This window comes from Rhodopseudomonas sp. WA056 (assembly GCF_010906995.1).
GTDB classification, from domain to species: Bacteria; Pseudomonadota; Alphaproteobacteria; order Rhizobiales; family Xanthobacteraceae; genus Rhodopseudomonas; species Rhodopseudomonas palustris_G.
Map to the genome: position 1 here is coordinate 1 of NZ_QPFS01000048.1, position 18,376 is coordinate 18,376.

At 65.3% G+C, this 18,376-nt stretch carries 17 protein-coding genes; 4 read left to right on the plus strand and 13 right to left on the minus strand.

Features of this window, described 5'->3' with window-relative positions; translation table 11 throughout:
* Positions 1–544: branched-chain amino acid ABC transporter permease (locus DU475_RS11625; protein ID WP_164632250.1), on the plus strand; the 544-nt coding region annotated here is incomplete at its 5' end.
* On the plus strand, positions 541–1,608 hold the full coding sequence (locus DU475_RS11630) for a branched-chain amino acid ABC transporter permease (protein ID WP_164632251.1): 1,068 nt from the start codon (positions 541–543) through the stop codon (positions 1,606–1,608). The genes DU475_RS11625 and DU475_RS11630, both read left to right, overlap by 4 nt.
* 132 nt (positions 1,609–1,740) lie before the next feature.
* On the opposite strand, the gene DU475_RS11635 is transcribed toward DU475_RS11630, so the two are convergent.
* Positions 1,741–1,914: a hypothetical protein gene (locus DU475_RS11635; protein WP_164632252.1), complete on the minus strand. Its 174-nt coding sequence runs from the start codon at positions 1,912–1,914 to the stop codon at positions 1,741–1,743.
* A 63-nt stretch (positions 1,915–1,977) separates the two neighbouring features.
* Here DU475_RS11635 and pufW point away from each other — a divergent pair, with 63 nt between their 5' ends.
* Both pufW and DU475_RS11645 read left to right on the plus strand, forming a co-directional pair.
* The gene (pufW, locus tag DU475_RS11640; protein WP_164632253.1) at positions 1,978–2,286 is read left to right on the plus strand and encodes a reaction-center light-harvesting complex 1 protein PufW; all 309 of its coding nucleotides are present in this window, start codon (positions 1,978–1,980) and stop codon (positions 2,284–2,286) included.
* A gap of 245 nt (positions 2,287–2,531) precedes the next feature.
* Positions 2,532–3,632, plus strand: a complete 1,101-nt coding sequence (locus tag DU475_RS11645; RefSeq protein WP_013504270.1) for an alkene reductase — start codon at positions 2,532–2,534, stop codon at positions 3,630–3,632.
* Between the two features lie 73 nt (positions 3,633–3,705).
* On the opposite strand, the gene DU475_RS11650 is transcribed toward DU475_RS11645, so the two are convergent.
* From DU475_RS11650 to DU475_RS11705, 12 genes are all read right to left on the minus strand, one after another.
* Complete coding sequence (locus DU475_RS11650) at positions 3,706–4,686, minus strand: IS110 family RNA-guided transposase (RefSeq protein ID WP_164632271.1); 981 nt, start codon at positions 4,684–4,686, stop codon at positions 3,706–3,708.
* 369 nt (positions 4,687–5,055) lie between these two features.
* The gene (locus DU475_RS11655; protein WP_047310171.1) at positions 5,056–6,846 is read right to left on the minus strand and encodes an ABC transporter substrate-binding protein; all 1,791 of its coding nucleotides are present in this window, start codon (positions 6,844–6,846) and stop codon (positions 5,056–5,058) included.
* A 72-nt stretch (positions 6,847–6,918) separates the two neighbouring features.
* Complete coding sequence (locus tag DU475_RS11660; protein WP_164632272.1) at positions 6,919–7,245, minus strand: DUF2160 domain-containing protein; 327 nt, start codon at positions 7,243–7,245, stop codon at positions 6,919–6,921.
* 10 nt (positions 7,246–7,255) lie between these two features.
* Positions 7,256–8,062, minus strand: a complete 807-nt coding sequence (locus DU475_RS11665; protein WP_047310176.1) for a carbohydrate ABC transporter permease — start codon at positions 8,060–8,062, stop codon at positions 7,256–7,258.
* Positions 8,062–8,964 carry a carbohydrate ABC transporter permease gene (locus DU475_RS11670; RefSeq protein WP_164632254.1) on the minus strand — a complete coding sequence of 301 codons (903 nt, stop codon included), beginning with the start codon at positions 8,962–8,964 and terminating at the stop codon, positions 8,062–8,064. The genes DU475_RS11665 and DU475_RS11670 overlap by 1 nt, the downstream gene beginning before the upstream one ends.
* Positions 8,964–10,064, minus strand: a complete 1,101-nt coding sequence (locus DU475_RS11675) for an ABC transporter ATP-binding protein (RefSeq protein ID WP_164632255.1) — start codon at positions 10,062–10,064, stop codon at positions 8,964–8,966. The genes DU475_RS11670 and DU475_RS11675 overlap by 1 nt, the downstream gene beginning before the upstream one ends.
* Positions 10,065–10,076: 12 nt before the next feature.
* The gene (locus tag DU475_RS11680) at positions 10,077–11,156 is read right to left on the minus strand and encodes an ABC transporter ATP-binding protein (RefSeq protein ID WP_164632256.1); all 1,080 of its coding nucleotides are present in this window, start codon (positions 11,154–11,156) and stop codon (positions 10,077–10,079) included.
* Positions 11,153–12,694, minus strand: a complete 1,542-nt coding sequence (gene glpD, locus DU475_RS11685) for a glycerol-3-phosphate dehydrogenase (protein ID WP_164632257.1) — start codon at positions 12,692–12,694, stop codon at positions 11,153–11,155. Before glpD ends, DU475_RS11680 begins: the two co-directional genes overlap by 4 nt.
* A gap of 188 nt (positions 12,695–12,882) precedes the next feature.
* The gene (locus tag DU475_RS11690; RefSeq protein ID WP_047310166.1) at positions 12,883–13,680 is read right to left on the minus strand and encodes a DeoR/GlpR family DNA-binding transcription regulator; all 798 of its coding nucleotides are present in this window, start codon (positions 13,678–13,680) and stop codon (positions 12,883–12,885) included.
* A gap of 283 nt (positions 13,681–13,963) precedes the next feature.
* Entirely contained in the window at positions 13,964–14,581 is a 618-nt protein-coding gene (locus DU475_RS11695) for a flavin reductase family protein (protein WP_164632258.1), read from the minus strand.
* Positions 14,582–14,597: 16 nt separating this feature from the next.
* Entirely contained in the window at positions 14,598–15,212 is a 615-nt protein-coding gene (locus DU475_RS11700; RefSeq protein ID WP_164632259.1) for a TetR/AcrR family transcriptional regulator, read from the minus strand.
* Positions 15,213–15,228: 16 nt separating this feature from the next.
* Positions 15,229–18,363: an efflux RND transporter permease subunit gene (locus tag DU475_RS11705; RefSeq protein WP_164632260.1), complete on the minus strand. Its 3,135-nt coding sequence runs from the start codon at positions 18,361–18,363 to the stop codon at positions 15,229–15,231.
* Positions 18,364–18,376: the final 13 nt, after the last annotated feature.

Sequence of the window (18,376 nt, forward strand, 5' to 3'; positions counted from 1 at the left end):
GCTGTATGCGCTGTGGGGGCCGCAGATCATCCCGCTGCCGCTGCCGACGTCGCTGCGCGGCTCGTTCATCATCGGCGACATCGCGATCGCCAAATATCGCCTGCTGGTGATGCTGGTCGGCCTCGTGGTGTTCGTCGGCATCCAGCTCACACTGAACCGTACCAAGATCGGCCTGCTGATCCGCGCCGGCGTCGAGAACCGCGAGATGGTCGAAGCGCTCGGCTATCACGTCAAGCGGCTGTTCCTCGGCGTGTTCATGGTCGGCTCGGCACTGGCCGGGCTCGGCGGCGTGATGTGGGCGCTGTACCGCGAGCAGGTCCACGCCTCGATGGGCAACGAGCTCACCGTGCTGATCTTCATCGTGGTGATCATCGGCGGGCTCGGCTCGGTCGGCGGCTGCTTCATCGGCGCCCTCCTGGTCGCGATGGTCGCCAATTACGGCGGCTTCCTGCTGCCGAAACTGGCGCTGGTCTCCAACATCCTGCTGATGGTCGCGATCCTGATGTGGCGGCCGCGCGGGCTCTATGCGGTGACAAGTCGATGATGATCCTGTCGGGCGATCCGCCGCGCAGCCGGGTGCTGTCGCTGCTTCTGGTCGCGATCGTGGTGCTGCTGGCGCTCACGCCGTTCCTATTCCCCGGCGCCAAGCCGCTCAATGTCGCCGCCAAGATCTGCATCTTCGCGGCGCTGGTGGCGTCCTACGACCTCTTGCTCGGCTACACCGGCACGGTGTCGTTCGCCCACACCATGTTCTACGGCATCGGCTCTTATGCGGTTGCGATCGCGCTGTACGGCATGGGCCCGAGCTGGGCTGCGGTCGGCACCGGCATCGCGATCGGCCTGCCGCTCGCAGCATTGCTGGCGCTCGGCATCGGGCTGTTCTCGCTGCGGGTCGAGGCGATCTTCTTCGCGATGATCACGCTTGCGGTCGCCTCCGCCTTCCTGGTGCTGGCGTCGCAATTGTCGTGGCTGACCGGCGGCGAGGACGGCCGCAGCTTCAGCCTGCCGGAACTGCTGCGGCCCGGCACGGTGTTCATCAAGGACTTCTTCGGGGTGCGGATCACCGGCCGGACCCTGACCTACTACATCATCCTGATCGGCTGCGCCGGCATGATCCTGGCGCTGCTGCGGGTGGTGAATTCGCCGTTCGGCCGGGTGCTGCAGGCGGTCCGCGAAAACCGTTTTCGCGCCGAAGCGCTCGGCTATCGCACCGTGTTCCACCTCACCTATGCCAACGTCATCGCGGCGCTGGTCGCCGCCGCCGCCGGCGTGCTCAACGCGATGTGGCTGCGCTATGCCGGACCGGACACGTCGCTGAGCTTCTCGATCATGCTCGACATCCTGCTGATGGTGGTGATCGGCGGCATGGGCACGATCTACGGAGCGATCATCGGCGCCACCATCTTCATCCTGGCGCAGAACTATCTGCAGGCGCTGATGGGCGCCGCTTCCGAAGCCACCGCATCGCTCGGCCTTCCGCTGCTGCCGAACCTGCTGCATCCCGACCGCTGGCTGCTGTGGCTCGGGCTGCTGTTCGTCGCCAGCGTGTATTTCTTCCCGACCGGAATCGTCGGCCGGCTGCGCGGGGCGCCGAAGCCGGCAGATTGACCCGACGAAAGTCGTAGGCGCATCGTAACCGGGCTTGGCGTTTTGAATGATTCCAGCTTCGGGCTTTTTAGTGCCGCCTCTCACCCCCGGAGGTTGATGGCGAGGCGAGCTCTCAGCGCAAGAGTGCAGGATTTAGGTATTAAACTGCCTGTTCGCGTCCTGCGATACCTCTTGGGCAAGCACCCGCACCGGTAAAATAAGAAGCATTTTCTGCGCTCGATCAACATCGTTTGCAGCGCACAAAGTATCCTGTTGCCGCTGAACAGGCGCCCTCCCATAGTCCGCGCCTTTGTCGATATAGGACATTCTCCCTACTCCAGCACCATTCACGCTGCGGCAGGGGATCGTCCGACCAAACAGGAAGTTGGAATGATGCTGCTCTTGGTCCTTACCGCGATCGCCTTCGTCGCCACCGCCGTGGTGGCGCGCGTGCTGGCCGCCTCCGCGCCGGAAGGCAAATTGTACTGCCAGGCGGCCGGTGCCGCCTCGATGGTGGTCGGGCCGTTTATCACGCTGATCGCCGTCTTCGTGCTCGGCAAGGCCGGGATCGGCGGCGAAGTGCTCGACGCCACCGCGATGCTACGGGTCGCTGCGCTGCCGGCGTTCGGGACGCTGTTCGTCGGCCCGATCGTGTTCTGGTTCTTCCGCCGCCAGCGCCGCACCGTCGTAGCCGCCTAACAAAGGCGCACCGACCGCGCGATAGCGAAGACAAAGTTCGGCGGCGCTGGTCCGCCGCCGAACTTTGGGTCAGCAGGAAATATCCCGGCGCAGCGTTATTCTCGGCAAATCTCTTCCCTGTTGAACGACATTTTGGAAACCGCGCACCAAAGTTTCATGCGGACGCATCTATTTTCGGCTGGGCCATTGTGTTTCGGGAGCCGCCCCCCAAGTTCCTGACATCCGTAACCGTCCAGGACCGCCTCATGTCGACTTCCAAGCTGTTCGAGCCCTACAAGCTCGGTGCGATCACGCTCGCGAACCGCGTCGTGATGGCGCCGCTGACCCGCAACCGGGCGGTGCCCGAGGGCCTCGTCCCGAGCCCGCTGGCGGCCGAGTATTACGGTCAGCGCGCCAGCGCCGGCCTCTTGATCACCGAGGCCAGCCAGGTGTCGCCGCAGGGCCAGGGCTATCAGGATACGCCCGGCATCTATTCGCAGGCGCAGGTCGAAGGCTGGAAACAGGTCACCGGCGAGGTGCACAGGCGCGGCGGCAAGATCTTCATCCAGCTCTGGCATGTCGGCCGGATCTCGCATGTCGACCTGCAGCCGAACCACGGCGCCCCGGTCGCGCCCTCGGCGATCCGCGCCAACACCAAGACCTTCGTGGGCGGCAAGTTCGCGGACGTATCCGAGCCGCGGGCGCTGGAGCTGTCTGAAATTCCCGGCATCGTCGAGGATTTCCGGAAAGCCGCCGCCAATGCGATCGCGGCCGGCTTCGACGGCGTCGAGATTCACGGCGCCAACGGCTATCTGCTCGACCAGTTCGCCCGCGACAGCTCCAACAAGCGCACCGATGAGTATGGCGGCTCGATCCAGAACCGCGCGCGACTGATGCTGGAAGTCGCCGCGGCGGTGGCCAAGGAGATCGGCCCGGAGCGCACCGGCATCCGGATTTCGCCGGTGACGCCGGCCAACGACGTCTCGGACTCCAACCCGCAGGCGCTGTTCGACTACATCGTCGACGAGCTCAACAAGCTGAAGCTGGTCTACATCCACGTCATCGAAGGCGCGACCGGCGGCCCGCGCGACATCGCGCCGTTCGACTACGCGAGCTTGCGCAAGCGCTTCAGCGGCAGCTACATCGGCAACAACGCCTACGACCTCGCGCTCGCCGACAAGCAGCTCGACGCCGATGCGGCCGACCTGATCGCGTTCGGCAAGCCGTTCATCTCCAACCCCGACCTGGTCGAGCGCCTGAAGCGGAATGCCCCGCTGAACGAGCCCGACAAGTCCACCTTCTACGGCGGTGGCGCCAAGGGCTACACCGACTACCCGACGCTGGAGCCGGCGCAGGCGGCGCAGTAAGCGCCCAGCCCCACGCACGGTCATTCCGGGGCACGCGCAATGCGCGTGAACCCGGAATCTACCGTGTCTCCTGTCAAGTCAGTGATGCGCCTTTCCAGGGCTGTCCGGACCTCAGAACAGCATTGGCGAACACGACGAGCCGGCGGAGCACAGCGATGAGTGCAACCTTCACTGGCTTGCCGTCGGCGATCAGGCGTTCGTAGAACGGTCGCAGGATTTTATTGTGCCGGCTGGCGGTGACGGCCGCCATGTAGAGGATGTGTCGGACGGCCGCACGGCCGCCGCGGATGCGGGCCGGAGCGGTCATCGTACCGCTTTGGCGAACGAACGGCGCCACGCCGACCAGCGCTGCGGCGGCCTTGTTGTCGACGCGGCCGAGCTCGGGCACCATGGCGATCAGGGTCATCGCCGAGGTGACGCCGATGCCTTTGATGGTGGTGAGCAGGCGTTGGGCCGCGACCAGGTCGGCGCTCTGGCGGAGCAGGGTCTGCATCCTCTGCTGGAGTGATTTGTCTTCGGCCCGAAGCATGTCGAGGTGCTGCTCGATCGCCTGCCGGATCTCGGCGAGCCGCGTCGTCGCCAGCCGGCAACTCTCGGCGTGGATCATCTGTTTGAGCTGGTCGCGGCGGCTGGCGCATTCATGAAGCGCCTCCCGGACCGGATTTTCCTCGAGTTCGACGTGATCGGGCTTGCGGCCGCGGATTTCGTCGGGGCTCGCCGCATATGCCGCGAGCAGGCGCGCGTCCGACGTATCCGATTTGGCGTTCTGGCCGATCAGCGTGCGATAGGCTGCGAACCGCGACGTGTGCACGATCTCGACCGGCAGACCCGCTTGGCGCAGCGCCTTGACCAGCGGCTTCTCATAGCCGCCGGTCGGTTCGACCGCGATCCGCGTCAACTGCGGCCCGGCGCCAAGACGCTGAACCAGCTCTGCGATCGCGTCCGGGCGGTTCGCGTAATGAGCGCGACCGCCTCGATGCCATGCCACGTCGAGGCTCGCGCCGCCGACGTCGATGCCGATGAAGATGTTGTCCGACGAAGAGGAGGCTGTCATGATGTCCCTGCCTTGTTCCACGAGGCAAGGCCGGCGCCTGGATCGTCTATCGTGCGGCCAGCACTTACTACCGTCCGGGTGTCCGGCCTTTTCGACCAAACGAGGCGGGGAACGAGATTCCGACGGTCGCCAACGACCTTCCCGAGAACTCGTTACGCCCGCCCCGATGACCTCTTAGACTATCCCGAGGTCACCCGAGACTTACGATCCCGAAGAGTTCTGCGATTCTGTCGTTCCACAACTGCAAGATTCCGGGTTCGCTCGCTCCGCGAGCGCCCCGGAATGGCTGCCAAGACGCAATGAAAAGGCCGGGATCGCTCCCGGCCTTTCGATTCTTGCACAGGCCTCATCATGAGGCTTCGCGAGTGGTTACTTCGCTTCCGCGCGCTTCGGCGGCGACGCCGGCCAGGACTTGATCAGGGTGTCGTAATCGACGGTCTCGCCCTTCGGCTTTTCGTTCGCCAGCTTGCGCTGCGGAGCGATGTTGCCGTCCTTTTCCGCCTTGGCGTACCAGTACTCGGCGGTCTCCTTCTTGTTCAACTTCGGACCGCAATCGCCCTGCACCTTCGAGCGTTCGAGACGCTCCAGCACCGAGTCCTGCGCCGCCGCGAGCGAGTCCATCGCGGCCTGCGGGGTCTTGGCACCCGACGACGCATCGCCGATGTTCTGCCACCACAACTGCGCCAGCTTCGGATAGTCCGGGATGTTGTTGCCGGTCGGCGACCACTGCACGCGGGCCGGCGAGCGATAGAACTCGACCAGACCGCCGAGCTTGGGCGCGCGCTCGGTGAACGACTTGTCCCAGATGTCGCTCTCGCGGATGAAGGTGAGGCCGACATGGCTCTTCTTCAGCGAGACAGTCTTGGAGGTGATGAACTGCAGATACAGCCAGGCGGCCTTGCGACGATCCGGCGGGGTCGACTTCAGAAGCGTGCCGGAGCCGACATCCTGATAGCCGAGCTTCATGCCGTCCTTCCAGTACGCGCCCTTCGGCGACGGCGCCATCCGCCACTTCGGCGTGCCGTCGTCGTTCATCACCGGCAGGCCCGGCTTCACCATGTCGGCGGTGAAGGCGGTGTACCAGAAGATCTGCTGGGCGACGTTGCCCTGCGCCGGCACCGGCCCCGACTCCGAGAACGTCATGCCCTGCGCCTGCGGCGGGGCATACTTCTTCATCCAGTCGAGATATTTGACGATCGAGTACACCGCGGCCGGACCGTTGGTATCGCCGCCACGCTCGATCGACGAGCCGACCGGCCGGCAGCCTTCCATCCGGATGCCCCATTCGTCGACCGGCAGGCCGTTCGGCAGGCCCTTGTCGCCGTTGCCGGCCATCGACAGCCAGGCGTCGGTGAAGCGCCAGCCGAGCGACGGATCCTTCTTGCCGTAGTCCATGTGGCCATAGACCTTGACGCCGTTGATCTCCTTGACGTCGTTGGTGAAGAACTCGGCGATGTCCTCATAGGCCGACCAGTTGACCGGAACGCCGAGGTCGTAGCCGTACTTCGCCTTGAACTTGGCCTTGTAGTCCGGATTGGTGAACCAGTCGTAGCGGAACCAGTACAGGTTGGCGAACTGCTGGTCGGGCAGTTGGTACATCTTCTTGTCGGGCGCGGTGGTGAACGAGCGACCGATGAAGTCCTCGATGTCGAGGCCCGGATTGGTGACGTCCTTGCCCTCGCCGGTCATGTAGTCCGACAGCGCCACGGTCTGGCCGTAGCGGAAGTGGGTGCCGATCAGGTCGGAATCGTTGATCCAGCCGTCATAGACGTTCTTGCCGGACTGCATCTGGGTCTGCAGCTTCTCGACCACGTCGCCTTCCTGGATCAGGTCGTGCTTCAGCTTGATGCCGGTGATCTCGCTGAACGCCTTGGCCAGCGTCTTGGCTTCGTATTCGTGGGTGGTGATGGTCTCGGAGACGACGTTGATGTCCATCCCCTTGAACGGCTCGGCCGCCTTGGCGAACCATTGCAGCTCCTTGAGCTGCTCTTCCTTCGACAGCGTCGAGGGCTGGAATTCCTCGTCGATCCATTTCTTCAGCACCGCGTCGTCGGCTGCCCATGCCGGCGCCGCCAGGGTCATCGACGCCGCCATCAGCGCTGCGGCGCTCGCCATCGTCATCAGCCGCAAACGGCTGAGGTGGAGCTTCGATCCAGTCATCGTTCGTTTCCTCCGTTGAGCGATATCATTCAGGTCCGGGTTGATCCCGGATCTGTTCCTCGTTCGCCGAGCTCAGACGGTGCGGAAGATCGCAGCGGCCGAGACCAGCGACAGCAGCGTGGCGAGCCACAGGCTCGACACTTCGACTCCTTCTCCGATCGGCAAGGTCGCAATCGGATCGGTCCCGACCAGCGCGATCCAGACGAGATGGATCACCGCGGCCAGGATCAGCGAAACAAACAGCCGGTCGCCGCGCGTCGTCGGAATCCGCAGGATGCCGACGCGCTCGACCTCGGGATAAGCCACCGCGAGCCAGGTCATGGTCGCGAGCGTGCCGGCGAGCGCGATGAAGAAGATCGCGGTCGGCCAGGTCCATGCCATCCAGGCAAAGGAATCCATCATCGTGCCCTCACACCCGCCCCAATGCGAAGCCGCGCGCGATGTAGTTGCGGACGAACCAGATCACCAGCGCGCCCGGAATGATGGTGAGCACGCCGGCGGCGGCGAGCAGACCCCAGTCCATGCCGGCCGCCGACACCGTCCGAGTCATCACCGCTGAGATCGGCTTGGCGTTCACGGAAGTCAGGGTGCGGGCGAGCAGCAGCTCGACCCAGGAGAACATGAAGCAGAAGAACGCCGCGACGCCGATGCCGCTGGCGATCAGCGGCATCAAGATCTTCACGAAGAACCGCGGGAACGAATAGCCGTCGAGGAATGCGGTCTCGTCGATCTCCTTCGGCACGCCGGACACGAAGCCTTCCAGGATCCACACCGCCAGCGGGACGTTGAACAGGCAATGCGCCAGCGCCACCGCCCACGGCGTGTCGAACAGGTTCAGCGCCGAATACAAATTGAAGAACGGCAGCGCGTAGACCGCAGCCGGCGCCATCCGGTTCGACAGCAGCCAGAAGAACAGATGCTTGTCGCCGAGGAAGCGGTAGCGCGAGAACGCGTAAGCGGCCGGCAGCGCGAACGAGATCGACAGTACGGTGTTGATGACGACGTATTGCAGGGAGTTGATGTAGCCCGAATACCAGCTCGGATCGGTGAAGATCGTCCGGTAATTCTCCAGCGTCGGCTGGTGCGGCCACAGCGTCATCGTCGAGACGATCTCGCCATTGGTCTTGAAGCTCATGTTGACGAGCCAGTAGATCGGCAACATCAAAAACAACAGATACAGCGCCATGACGACGCGGCGGCCGGGGATCGAATGCATCACATGCCCCCTTCGGCCGGCCGCCGCTCGGCGCCGGCATTGGTCATCACGGTGTAGAACACCCAGCAGACGATGATGACGATCAGGTTGTAGACGATCGACAGCGCCGCGGCCTTGCCGAGGTCGAACTGGCCGAGCGCGATCTTGACCAGCTCGATCGAGATGAAGGTGGTCGAGTTGCCCGGCCCGCCACCGGTGACGACGAACGGCTCGGTGTAGATCATGAAGCTGTCCATGAACCGCAGCAGCACGGCGATCAGCAGCACGCGGTGCATCTTCGGCAACTGGATCGCCTTGAACACCGCCCAGCGCGAGGCGCCGTCGATCTGCGCCGCCTGATAATACGCGTCCGGAATCGACTTCAGGCCGGCGTAGCACAAGAGCGCCACCAGGCTGGTCCAGTGCCAGACGTCCATCACCACCACCGTGGCCCAGGCGTCGAAGTCGTTGGAGACGTAATTGTAATTGATGCCGAGACTGTTCAGCGTGTAGCCGAGCAGGCCGATGTCGGAGCGGCCGAAGATCTGCCAGATGGTGCCGACCACATTCCACGGGATCAGAAGCGGTAACGCCATGATCACCAGACAGAACGCGACCGACCAGCCGTGACGCGGCATCGCCAGCGCCACCACGATGCCGAGCGGCACTTCGATCGCCAGGATGATCGCCGAGAACGCCAGATTGCGCCACAGCGAGGCGAAGAATCGGCCGCCGAGATCGGTCGACGGATCCAGCAGTTCCTTGAACCAGCCGACCCCGTTCCAGAAAAACTGATTGTTGCCGAAGGTGTCCTGCACCGAATAGTTCACCACCGTCATCAGCGGCAGGATCGCCGAGAACGCCACGATGGCGAACACCGGCAGCACCAGGAACCAGGCTTTCTGGTTGACGACCTTGTCCATCAGGCGACCTGCTCCAGTGAGCTGCCTTCGACGATTTCGCTGTCGGCATAGACGTGGATACGCGACGGCTCGAACCGCAGCGCCGCTTCATCCCCACTCGGCGAGAAGCCATCCGGCACCCGCGCGGCGATCTTGACGCCACCGACCCGCACCGACGCGAAGCGGATACGGCCGAGATCGTCGATCCGTTCGATGCGGCCGGTCATCAGGCCCGGGGCCTTGGCGGTGAGGTGGACGAATTCGGGCCGCACCCCGATCTCGATCTTGCCGGCCGGCAGTTTCTCGTAACTGCGCGCAAGCGGCACGCGATGGCCGGCGACCAGCGCCTCGCGACCCTTCACTTCGGCCGGAACGATGTTCATGCCCGGCGAGCCGATGAAATAGCCGACGAAGGTGTGGGCGGGGCGTTCGAACAGTTCTTCCGGCGTGCCGCTCTGCACGACGCGGCCGTCGTGCATCACCACCACGGTGTCGGCGAAGGTCAGCGCCTCGGTCTGGTCGTGGGTGACGTAGATCATCGTCAGATCCAGCGCGCGGTGCAGCGCCTTCAGCTTGGAGCGCAGCTCCCACTTCAGATGCGGATCGATCACCGTCAGCGGCTCGTCGAACAGGATCGCGGCGACGTCGCTGCGCACCAGGCCGCGGCCGAGCGAGATCTTCTGCTTGGCGTCGGCCGTGAGCCGCGTCGCCTTGCGGTTCAGGTTCGGGGTGAGATCCAAGAGATCCGCGATCTCGGCGACGCGCCTGGCGATCTCCGCCTTCGGCACGCCGCGATTCTTCAGCGGGAACGCCAAGTTCTCCCGCACCGTCATGGTGTCGTAGATCACCGGAAACTGGAACACCTGCGCGATGTTGCGGTCGCGGGTGGAGAGCTCGGTGACGTCCCGGCCGTCGAACAGGATCTTGCCGCGCGACGGCGTGACGATGCCCGAGATGATGTTGAGCAGCGTGGTCTTGCCGCAGCCCGAAGGGCCGAGCAGCGCATAGGCGCCGCCCTGCCGCCAAGTCATCGACACCGGCTTCAGCGCATAGGCGGCCGGCGGCAGGTCGTCACCGACCAGATAGGAGTGAGCAAGATCGACGAGATCGATGCGCGCCATCGGGCTGTCCCCTCAGATCGGCTTCGGCGCGGCGACGAGGCGATCGGCCGCGTCGAACACGAACAGATTGGCGGGGTCGAGGATGGCGTCGAGGGTCTGGCCCGGCTCGAACTCATGGATGCCGTGCAGCACCGCGACCCAATAGTCGTCGCCGCGCTTCAGATGCACGAAGCTCTCAGAACCTGTGATCTCCGTCACCGCCACGGTCGCCTGAAACGCGTGTCGCTCCGGATCGGCGCTCTTCACCTCGATCTGATGCGCACGGAAGCCGACCCGATAGGTGCCGTCAGAGAGGCTCGCGAATACACCGGTCGCCGGCGCGGTGACGCCACCGGAGTAATGCACGGTGCCGGCTTTCTTCTCGGCCCCGACGATGTTGAGCGGCGGATCCGAGAACACCTGCGCCACCCGCATGGTGTCGGGCTTGCGATAAACTTGCGGCGTCGGCCCGACCTGCAGCGCCTGGCCTTCCCACATGCAGATGGTCCGGCCGCCGAGCAACAGCGCCTCGGACGGCTCGGTGGTCGCATAGACGAAGATCGCCCCCGACGCCTCGAAGATCTTCGGCAGTTCGGTGCGCAGTTCTTCGCGCAGCTTGTAGTCGAGATTGGCGAGCGGCTCGTCGAGCAGCACCAGATCGGCACCCTTGACCAGCGCGCGGGCAATCGCGGTGCGCTGCTGCTGACCACCGGAGAGTTGCAGCGGGGTGCGCTGCAGATACGGCTCGAGCTTCAAGAGCTTCGCCGCCTCCTGCACACGCTGCTCGATCTCGGCGCGTGGCTTGCGCTGCACCCGCAGCGGCGAGGCGATATTCTCGTACACCGTCAGCGACGGGTAGTTGATGAACTGCTGATACACCATCGCCACCGAGCGGCTGCGCACATCGGCACCGGTGACGTCCTCGCCGTCGACCAGCACCCTGCCGGTGGTCGGCTTGTCGAGCCCGGCGAGCAGCCGCATGATCGAGGTCTTGCCCGACAGCGTCGGCCCGAGCAGCACGCTGAGCGTGCCGCGCTCCAGCGTCAGCGACACGTCGCGGATCGCCGGCATTCCGTCGATCGTCCGCGTGACATTCTCCAGGCTGACGCTCATGCCGATGCTCCTGCCTGATGCAGCGACGCCTGGGCGGCGCGATGGACGATCACCCACTCGTCGAGCGCGGCGATCGCTGCCGGCGACAGCCGCAGGCCGAGCTTGGATCGCCGCCAGACGATGTCGTCCGCGCTGCAGGCCCATTCACGGCTCATCAGATAGCGGACCTCGGCCTCCGTCAATGTGGCGCCGAAGTCGCGGCCGAGATCGGCGGCCGACTTGGCCGAACCGAGCACGTCGCGCGCCCGGGTGCCGTAGGCATGCACCAGACGCGAGGCGTGAGCCGAGGCGAGGAACGGATAGTCGCGCAACAGATCGCCGATCAGCACTGGCGCGCCGTCGACCGGGAAATCGCCGCCCGGCAGCGGCTGATGCGCGGTCCAGCCCTGCTCGGCCGAGCCGCCCTTCAGATAGGACGACAGCTTCTCCAGCGCCTCTTCGGCGAGCCGGCGATAGGTGGTGATCTTGCCGCCATAGATCGACAGCAGCGGCGCGCCGCCGGGGGTGTCGAGCTCGAACACGTAGTCGCGGGTCGCGGCCTTGGCCTCGCTGGCGCCGTCGTCATACAGCGGCCGCACCCCGGAGAACGTCCACACCACGTCGGCCGGCGTCACCGGCTTGGCGAAATAGCCGCTCACCGCAGCGCACAGATACTCGATCTCTTCCGGCGTCGCCTTCACCTGCGACGGATCGCCGTGATAGTCGCGGTCGGTGGTGCCGATCAGCGTGAATTCGCCCTGATACGGAATCGCGAACACGATGCGGCCGTCCGCATTCTGGAAGATATAGGCGCGGTCGTGGTCGTAGAGCTTGCGGGTGACGATGTGCGAGCCCTGCACCAGCCGCACCTTGTAGCGGGCATCGACCCCGGCGCCGGAGCCGAGCACGCCCTCGACCCAGGGACCGGCGGCATTGACCAGCGCACGCGCCTGGATCGTGCTGCGCGCGCCGCTGCCGACGTCTTCCAGCGTCACCTGCCAGATGCCGCCCTGCTGGCTGACCTGCACGGCGCGCGTGCGGGTGCGGATCTCGGCACCGCGCTCGGCGGCGTCGCGCGCGGTGAGCACCACGAGGCGAGCGTCGTCGACGAAACAATCGGAATACTCGAAGCCCTTGGTGTAGCGGCCGGGGATCAGCGGCTTGCCGACTTCGTCATGCGCCAGATCGACCGAACGGGTCGGCGGCAGCAGCTTCCGGCCACCGAGATAATCGTACAGGAACAGCCCGAGCCGCAGCCGCCAGGCCGGGCGCAGGCCGTCGTGATGCGGCAGCACGAAGCGCAGCGGCCCGATGATGTGCGGCGCGATCTGCCACAGTCGCTCGCGCTCGATCAGCGCCTCGCGCACCAGGCGAAACTCGAAATATTCGAGATAGCGCAGGCCGCCATGGATCAGCTTGGTCGACCACGACGAGGTGCCGCTGGCGAGGTCGTTCATCTCGCACAGGAACACGGAATGTCCGCGGCCCGCCGCATCGCGCGCGATGCCGCAGCCGTTGATCCCGCCCCCGATGATCGCGAGGTCGTACACCGTTCCCACCGACGCTCCTCACCGCATTGCAACAAATTGCTGCAACGCACTTTCGCTTCTGTCGATTTACGCTGGAAAGCGAATAAATCACAAACCGAAACGAAAGCAACTGTGATCTGCAAAGGGATCGCGTTTCCGGCGCGAAATCGCAGCCGAACGCTGGGAGACAAGCACAACTGACGATGTGGAAAGGCTGTTCAGGCCGCGGATTCGTCGAGATCGGGTTTCGCCGGGCAGGCCTCGATTACCTCAATACCTTTCGCATCGCAGATCGCCTGCAGCGACGGCGGCAGCGCCCTGTCGGTGACGAAGGTCTGGATCTGGCTGAGATGGGCAATCCGCACCGGCGCGTTGCGCTCCAGCTTGGTCGAATCCGCCACCAGCATCACGCTGCGGGCGTTGGCGATGATCGCTTGCGACGCCTGGACTTCGCGGTAGTCGAAGTCGAGCAGCGCGCCCTCCTCGTCGATCGCCGAGGCGCCGATGATCGCGTAGTCGACCTTGAACTGGCCGATCAGGCTGGTGGCGGTGGAGCCGATCACCGCGCCGTCGGCGCGGCGCACGGTGCCGCCGGCCACCACCACCTCGATTCGCGGATGGCGATACAGCAGCATCGCGACGTTGAGGTTATTGGTGATCACCAACAGATCCTGGTGCGACGACAGCGCGCCGGCGACCTCCTCGGTGGTGGTGCCGATGTTGATGAACAGCGAGCAGCCGTTGGGAATCCGCGCCGCGGCCGCCGCGCCGATCGCCTTCTTTTCCTCGGCGGCGACGAAGCGGCGCGCCTCGTAGGCGAGGTTGGCGACGCCGGAGGCGATAATCGCGCCGCCGTGGATTCGCGTCAGCGAGCGCTGGTCGCACAGATCGTTGAGATCCTTGCGGATGGTCTGCGCCGACACTTCGAAGCGCCGCACCAGATCCTCGACCATCACCCGGCCCGAGGCCCGGGCGATATTGAGGATTTCAGACTGACGATGGGTCAGAGCCGTCACGCACGCACCTTGCAACGTTGATGCGCCATGGTGCGGCTGTTCGCGCGTCAGGTCAACGCGCGGCGCGAGACGGCTGCGCTCCGCAACACGCACGGCCTCATGGTGAGGAGGCGCGAAGCGCCGTCTCGAAGCGCCGTCTCGAACCATGGGCTGCTGGTACTGCGCGGCCCCCCCTTCGAGACGCCCGGCTGCGCCGGGCTCCTCAGGGTGAGGACTCAGTGACCGCAGCAAGGCCGTAGGACAGGCCAAAACGGAGGCGACGGCCGTCTGGACTGACAAGCCGCTAGGCCGGCCGCACCATCTCGAACATCGCGTCGGGGCGGATCTCGAAATAGTCGCCGCGCCGGCCGGCGCGCACGATCGGCCGCGCCGCGGCGGTCTGATAGACACCGTCTTCGATCAGGCGCTTGTCGATGTGAACCATCACCACCTCGCCGATCGTCAGCCAGGCGTCGACCTCGACGCCATCGGCGCCCTTCAGCCGAACGATTTCCGACAGCTTGCATTCGAACGACACCGGGCTCTCGGCGACGCGCGGCGGCTTGACCAGTTCGCTGCCGAGCTTGGTCAGATTGCCGAGCGTGAATTCATCGACCTCGTGCGGGACGGTCGCGGACGTCGCGTTCATCGCCTGCGCCAGATCCATCGTCACCAGATTCCAGACGAACTCGCCGGTACGCTGGATATTGGCGACGGTGTCCTTCCAGGTGGTCGAGGAGAAGCCGATCAGCGGCGGGTGGTAGTTGAAGGCATTGAAGAAGCTGTAGGGCGCGAGGTTGACGCGGCCTTCGGCGTCGCAGGACGAGATCCAGCCGATCGGCCGCGGCGCGATGATGGCGTTGAACGGGTCGTGCTTCAGGCCGTGACCGTTCACCGGCCGGTAGGAGTGCAGATCGGACACGCGGGTTTCCTTGTTGTTATTGCGTCTCGGCGCGCCGGCCGGCGCCGAGCGCGGCCAGCACGAAATCGATCATCTGGTCGAGGGTCGGCCGATCCTTGGTGAAGCTCTGCGCGATCATCTGCGGGTGAAAGAAACGGACCATCGCGGCGCAGGTGCAGCTCGCCGCCTCGGGCACGTCGGCAATGTCGAATTCGCCGCTCTCGGCCCCCTGCGCGATCACCTCGCCGATGGTGCCGGTGACCAGCTCCATGTGGGCGATGCAGACATCCCAGTTTTCCTCCATCGCGATCGCCACCATCTCGTGCAGCTTGGCGTCGCCGATGTAGCGCTCGCAATTCATCCGGTGCACCGTCGCGAGCAGATCGCGCAGCCGCTGCCGGGCGGAGCCTGGCGCGCGCGCGATCGTCGCGGCCGCCTGCTCGACCTCGCTCATCAGATGCCGGGCCACGCCCTTGTGAATCGCCTTCTTGGAATCGAAGAAGCGATAGACATTGGCCGGGCTCATCTGCAGCAGCTTGGCGATGTCGGCCACCGTGGTCTTCTGGTAGCCGATCTCACGGAACAGGCGCTCGGCCACCACCAGGATGCGGTGGCGCATGTCGGCTTCGGTATTCTCGGTCAGCAGCGTCATCAGCACAGATATTCAATCATTCGGCCGCGGCGGCAAGCGGAAAGCTCCGCGACGGATCGGCGCCGTGCTGCGCTGCAAGATCGGCCGCGTCGCCGCCGCGCTCGTCGAGACTGTTGCGGAACCACAGCGCGTACAGACCCGGCAGGTAGAACAGCGTCAGGAAGGTGGCGACGAACAGGCCGCCCATGATGGTGATCGCCATCGGGCCCCAGAACGCCGAGCGCGACAGCGGGATCATCGCCAGGATCGCCGCGAGCGCGGTCAGCACCACCGGCCGCGCACGCCGCACCGTCGCTTCGACGATCGCCTGCCGGCGAGTCGAGCCGTGCGAGACGTCGCTCTCGATCTGGTCGACCAGGATCACCGCGTTACGCATGATCATGCCGGCGAGCGCGATCAGGCCGAGCAGCGCCACGAAGCCGAACGGCGCGGCCGCGACGTTGAGCCCGAGCGAGGCACCGATGATGCCGAGCGGCGCGGTGAGGAACACCAGCAATAGCCGCGGGAAGCTCTGCAACTGGATCATCAGCAGCGCCAGCATCGCGATCACCATCACCGGAAACAGGATGAAGATCGAGGCGTTGCCCTTGGCGGATTCCTCGATCGCCCCGCCGGTCTCGATGCGGTAGGCGGGCTGCAACTGATCGCGGATCTGCTGCAATTGCGGCCAGATCGCATTGGTGACGTCCGGGGCCTGAACGCCGTCGACGACGTCGCCGCGCACGGTGATCGCCATGTCGCGATTGCGCCTCCACAGGATCGGCTCCTCGTGCGCGTACTCGACCTTCGCGACCTGCGACAGCGGCACCGCCACGCCGTTGCGGGCCATGATGGTGAGTTCGCCGATCCGCGCGAGATCGAGCCGCTCGTTCGGCACCGCACGGGCGACGACCCCGATCTTTTCGACGCCGTCGCGCACCGTGGTGACTTGCGCGCCCGAGATCAGCATCGCCAGCGCCTGCGAGACGTCCTGCGGAGTCAGACCGAGCGTGCGGGCGCGGGACTGGTCGACGACGAGTTTGAGATACGGCGACTGCTCGTTCCAATCGAGGTGCGGATCGACCACATTCGGATTGGTCTTCACCACATCGCGAACCTGATAGGCGATCTCACGCACTTTCGCCGTGTCCGGCCCGATCACCCGGAACTGCACCGGGAAGCCGACCGGCGGGCCGAAGTTGAAGCGGTCGACCCGCACCCGCGCCGCCGCGAGCCGGCCGCTGTGCGCAGCCTGCTCGATCCGCGCCTTGATCCGCTCGCGCGCCGCGACGTCCTTGGCGACGATCACGATCTCGGCGAAGGATTCGGTCGGAAGCTGCGGATTGAGGCCGAGCCAGAACCGCGGCGAGCCCTTGCCGACATAAGCCGTGTAGGTCGCGATATCGCCGTCGTCCTTCAGCAGCGCCTCGGCTTCCTTCACCGACTTCGTGGTGACATCGAAGGCGGTGCCTTCCGGCAGGCGCAGTTGCAGGAATAGTTCGGGCCGTTCCGACAGCGGGAAGAACTGCTGCTGAACATGGCCGAAGCCGACCACCGCGGCGACGAAGATGCCGACCGTGGCCGTGACCACCGTGCCACGCCAGCGCACGCACCAAGAGACGGCCGCGCGCAGCGCCCGATAGATCCGGGTGTGATACACCTCGTCCGGATTGTGGCCTTTCTTGCCGGCGAAGTCCGGCAGCAGCTTGACGCCGATATACGGCGTGAAGATCACCGCGACGAACCACGAGGCGATCAGCGCGATCGCCACGATCCAGAAAATGCCGCCGGCATATTCGCCGACGCCGGAGTTCGCGAAGCCGATCGGCAGGAAGCCGGCCGCGGTGACTAGCGTGCCGGTCAGCATCGGAAACGCCGTCGACTCCCAGGCGAACGACGCCGCCTTGGCGCGATCCCAGCCCTGCTCCATCTTCACCACCATCATCTCCACCGCGATGATGGCGTCGTCGACCAGCAGGCCGAGCGCGATGATCAGCGCGCCGAGCGTGATCCGGTGCAGATCGAGCGACATCGCGTTCATGACGATGAAGACGATGGCGAGTACCAGCGGCACCGACAGCGCCACCACGATGCCGGTGCGCCAGCCGAGCGTCAGGAACGAGACGAACAGCACGATCACCAGCGCCTCGACGAACGAGCGCATGAATTCGCCGACCGCGTGCTTCACCACTTCGGGCTGATCGGCGATCTGCTCGATGTCGATGCCCTGCGGCACGTCGGCCATGAACGACGCGGTCGCCGCACCGACCTGCTCGCCGAGCTGCAGGATGTTGGCGCCCTTGGCGGTGACGACGCCGATCCCGATCGCCGGCTTGCCCTTCTGGCGCACCTGGTAATCGCTCGGGTCGACATAGCCGTGGCGAATCTCGGCGACGTCGCCGAGCCGGAACACCCGGCCGCCGCTCTCGACCGGCGTCTCCGCCACCGCCTGGACGCCGTCGAGCGCGCCGGTGACCCGCAGCGGCACCCGCTGTGACGAGGTCTCGACGGTGCCGGCCGGCACCACCGCGTTCTGCTTGGCGAGGGAGTCGAAGATCGCCTGCGGCGTCAGGCCGAGCGTCGCCAGCTTGGCGTGCGAGAATTCGACATAGATCTTCTCGTCCTGGGTGCCGTAGATGTTGACCTTGGTAACGCCCGCGACTTTGAGCAGCCGCTGGCGCAGGCCTTCGGCGGCCTTCTTGAGCTGCGCGTAGCTCGCGCCGTCGCCGGTCATCATGTAGAGCATGGAATCGACGTCGCCGTATTCGTCGTTGATCGACGGGCCGATCAGACTGCTCGGCAATTGCGGCGCGACGTCCCAGAGCTTCTTACGCAACAGATAGAGCAGTTGCGGCACTTCGGACGGCGGCGTCGAGTCGCGAAACGTCACCTGCATCGCGGTGAACGACGCCTTCGAATACGTCTGCACCTTTTCGAAGTAAGGCAGTTCCTGCAGCTTCTTCTCGATCGGATCGGCGACCTGTTCCTGCATCTCCTTGGCGGTGGCGCCCGGCCAGATCGCCGACACCACCGCGACCTTGACGGTGAACGACGGATCTTCGCCGCGGCCGAGCCGCTGATACGAATAGATGCCGGTGAAGCCGAGCGCGCAGATCAGGAACAGGATCAGCGCCGGATGTCGGACCGCCCAGGCCGACAGGTTGAAACGCATTGCGACGCTCCCA

Excerpts from the sequence above, each read along its gene's own strand:
- DU475_RS11630 (WP_164632251.1), top strand. The coding sequence starts at position 541 with ATGATGATCCTGTCGGGCGATCCGCCGCGCAGCCGGGTGCTGTCGCTG.
- DU475_RS11635 (WP_164632252.1), bottom strand. The coding sequence starts at position 1,914 with ATGTCCTATATCGACAAAGGCGCGGACTATGGGAGGGCGCCTGTTCAG.
- pufW (WP_164632253.1), top strand. The coding sequence starts at position 1,978 with ATGATGCTGCTCTTGGTCCTTACCGCGATCGCCTTCGTCGCCACCGCC.
- DU475_RS11645 (WP_013504270.1), top strand. The coding sequence starts at position 2,532 with ATGTCGACTTCCAAGCTGTTCGAGCCCTACAAGCTCGGTGCGATCACG.
- DU475_RS11650 (WP_164632271.1), bottom strand. The coding sequence starts at position 4,686 with ATGACAGCCTCCTCTTCGTCGGACAACATCTTCATCGGCATCGACGTC.
- DU475_RS11655 (WP_047310171.1), bottom strand. The coding sequence starts at position 6,846 with ATGACTGGATCGAAGCTCCACCTCAGCCGTTTGCGGCTGATGACGATG.
- DU475_RS11660 (WP_164632272.1), bottom strand. The coding sequence starts at position 7,245 with ATGGATTCCTTTGCCTGGATGGCATGGACCTGGCCGACCGCGATCTTC.
- DU475_RS11665 (WP_047310176.1), bottom strand. The coding sequence starts at position 8,062 with ATGCATTCGATCCCCGGCCGCCGCGTCGTCATGGCGCTGTATCTGTTG.
- DU475_RS11670 (WP_164632254.1), bottom strand. The coding sequence starts at position 8,964 with ATGGACAAGGTCGTCAACCAGAAAGCCTGGTTCCTGGTGCTGCCGGTG.
- DU475_RS11675 (WP_164632255.1), bottom strand. The coding sequence starts at position 10,064 with ATGGCGCGCATCGATCTCGTCGATCTTGCTCACTCCTATCTGGTCGGT.
- DU475_RS11680 (WP_164632256.1), bottom strand. The coding sequence starts at position 11,156 with ATGAGCGTCAGCCTGGAGAATGTCACGCGGACGATCGACGGAATGCCG.
- DU475_RS11700 (WP_164632259.1), bottom strand. The coding sequence starts at position 15,212 with ATGACGCTGCTGACCGAGAATACCGAAGCCGACATGCGCCACCGCATC.
- DU475_RS11705 (WP_164632260.1), bottom strand. The coding sequence starts at position 18,363 with ATGCGTTTCAACCTGTCGGCCTGGGCGGTCCGACATCCGGCGCTGATC.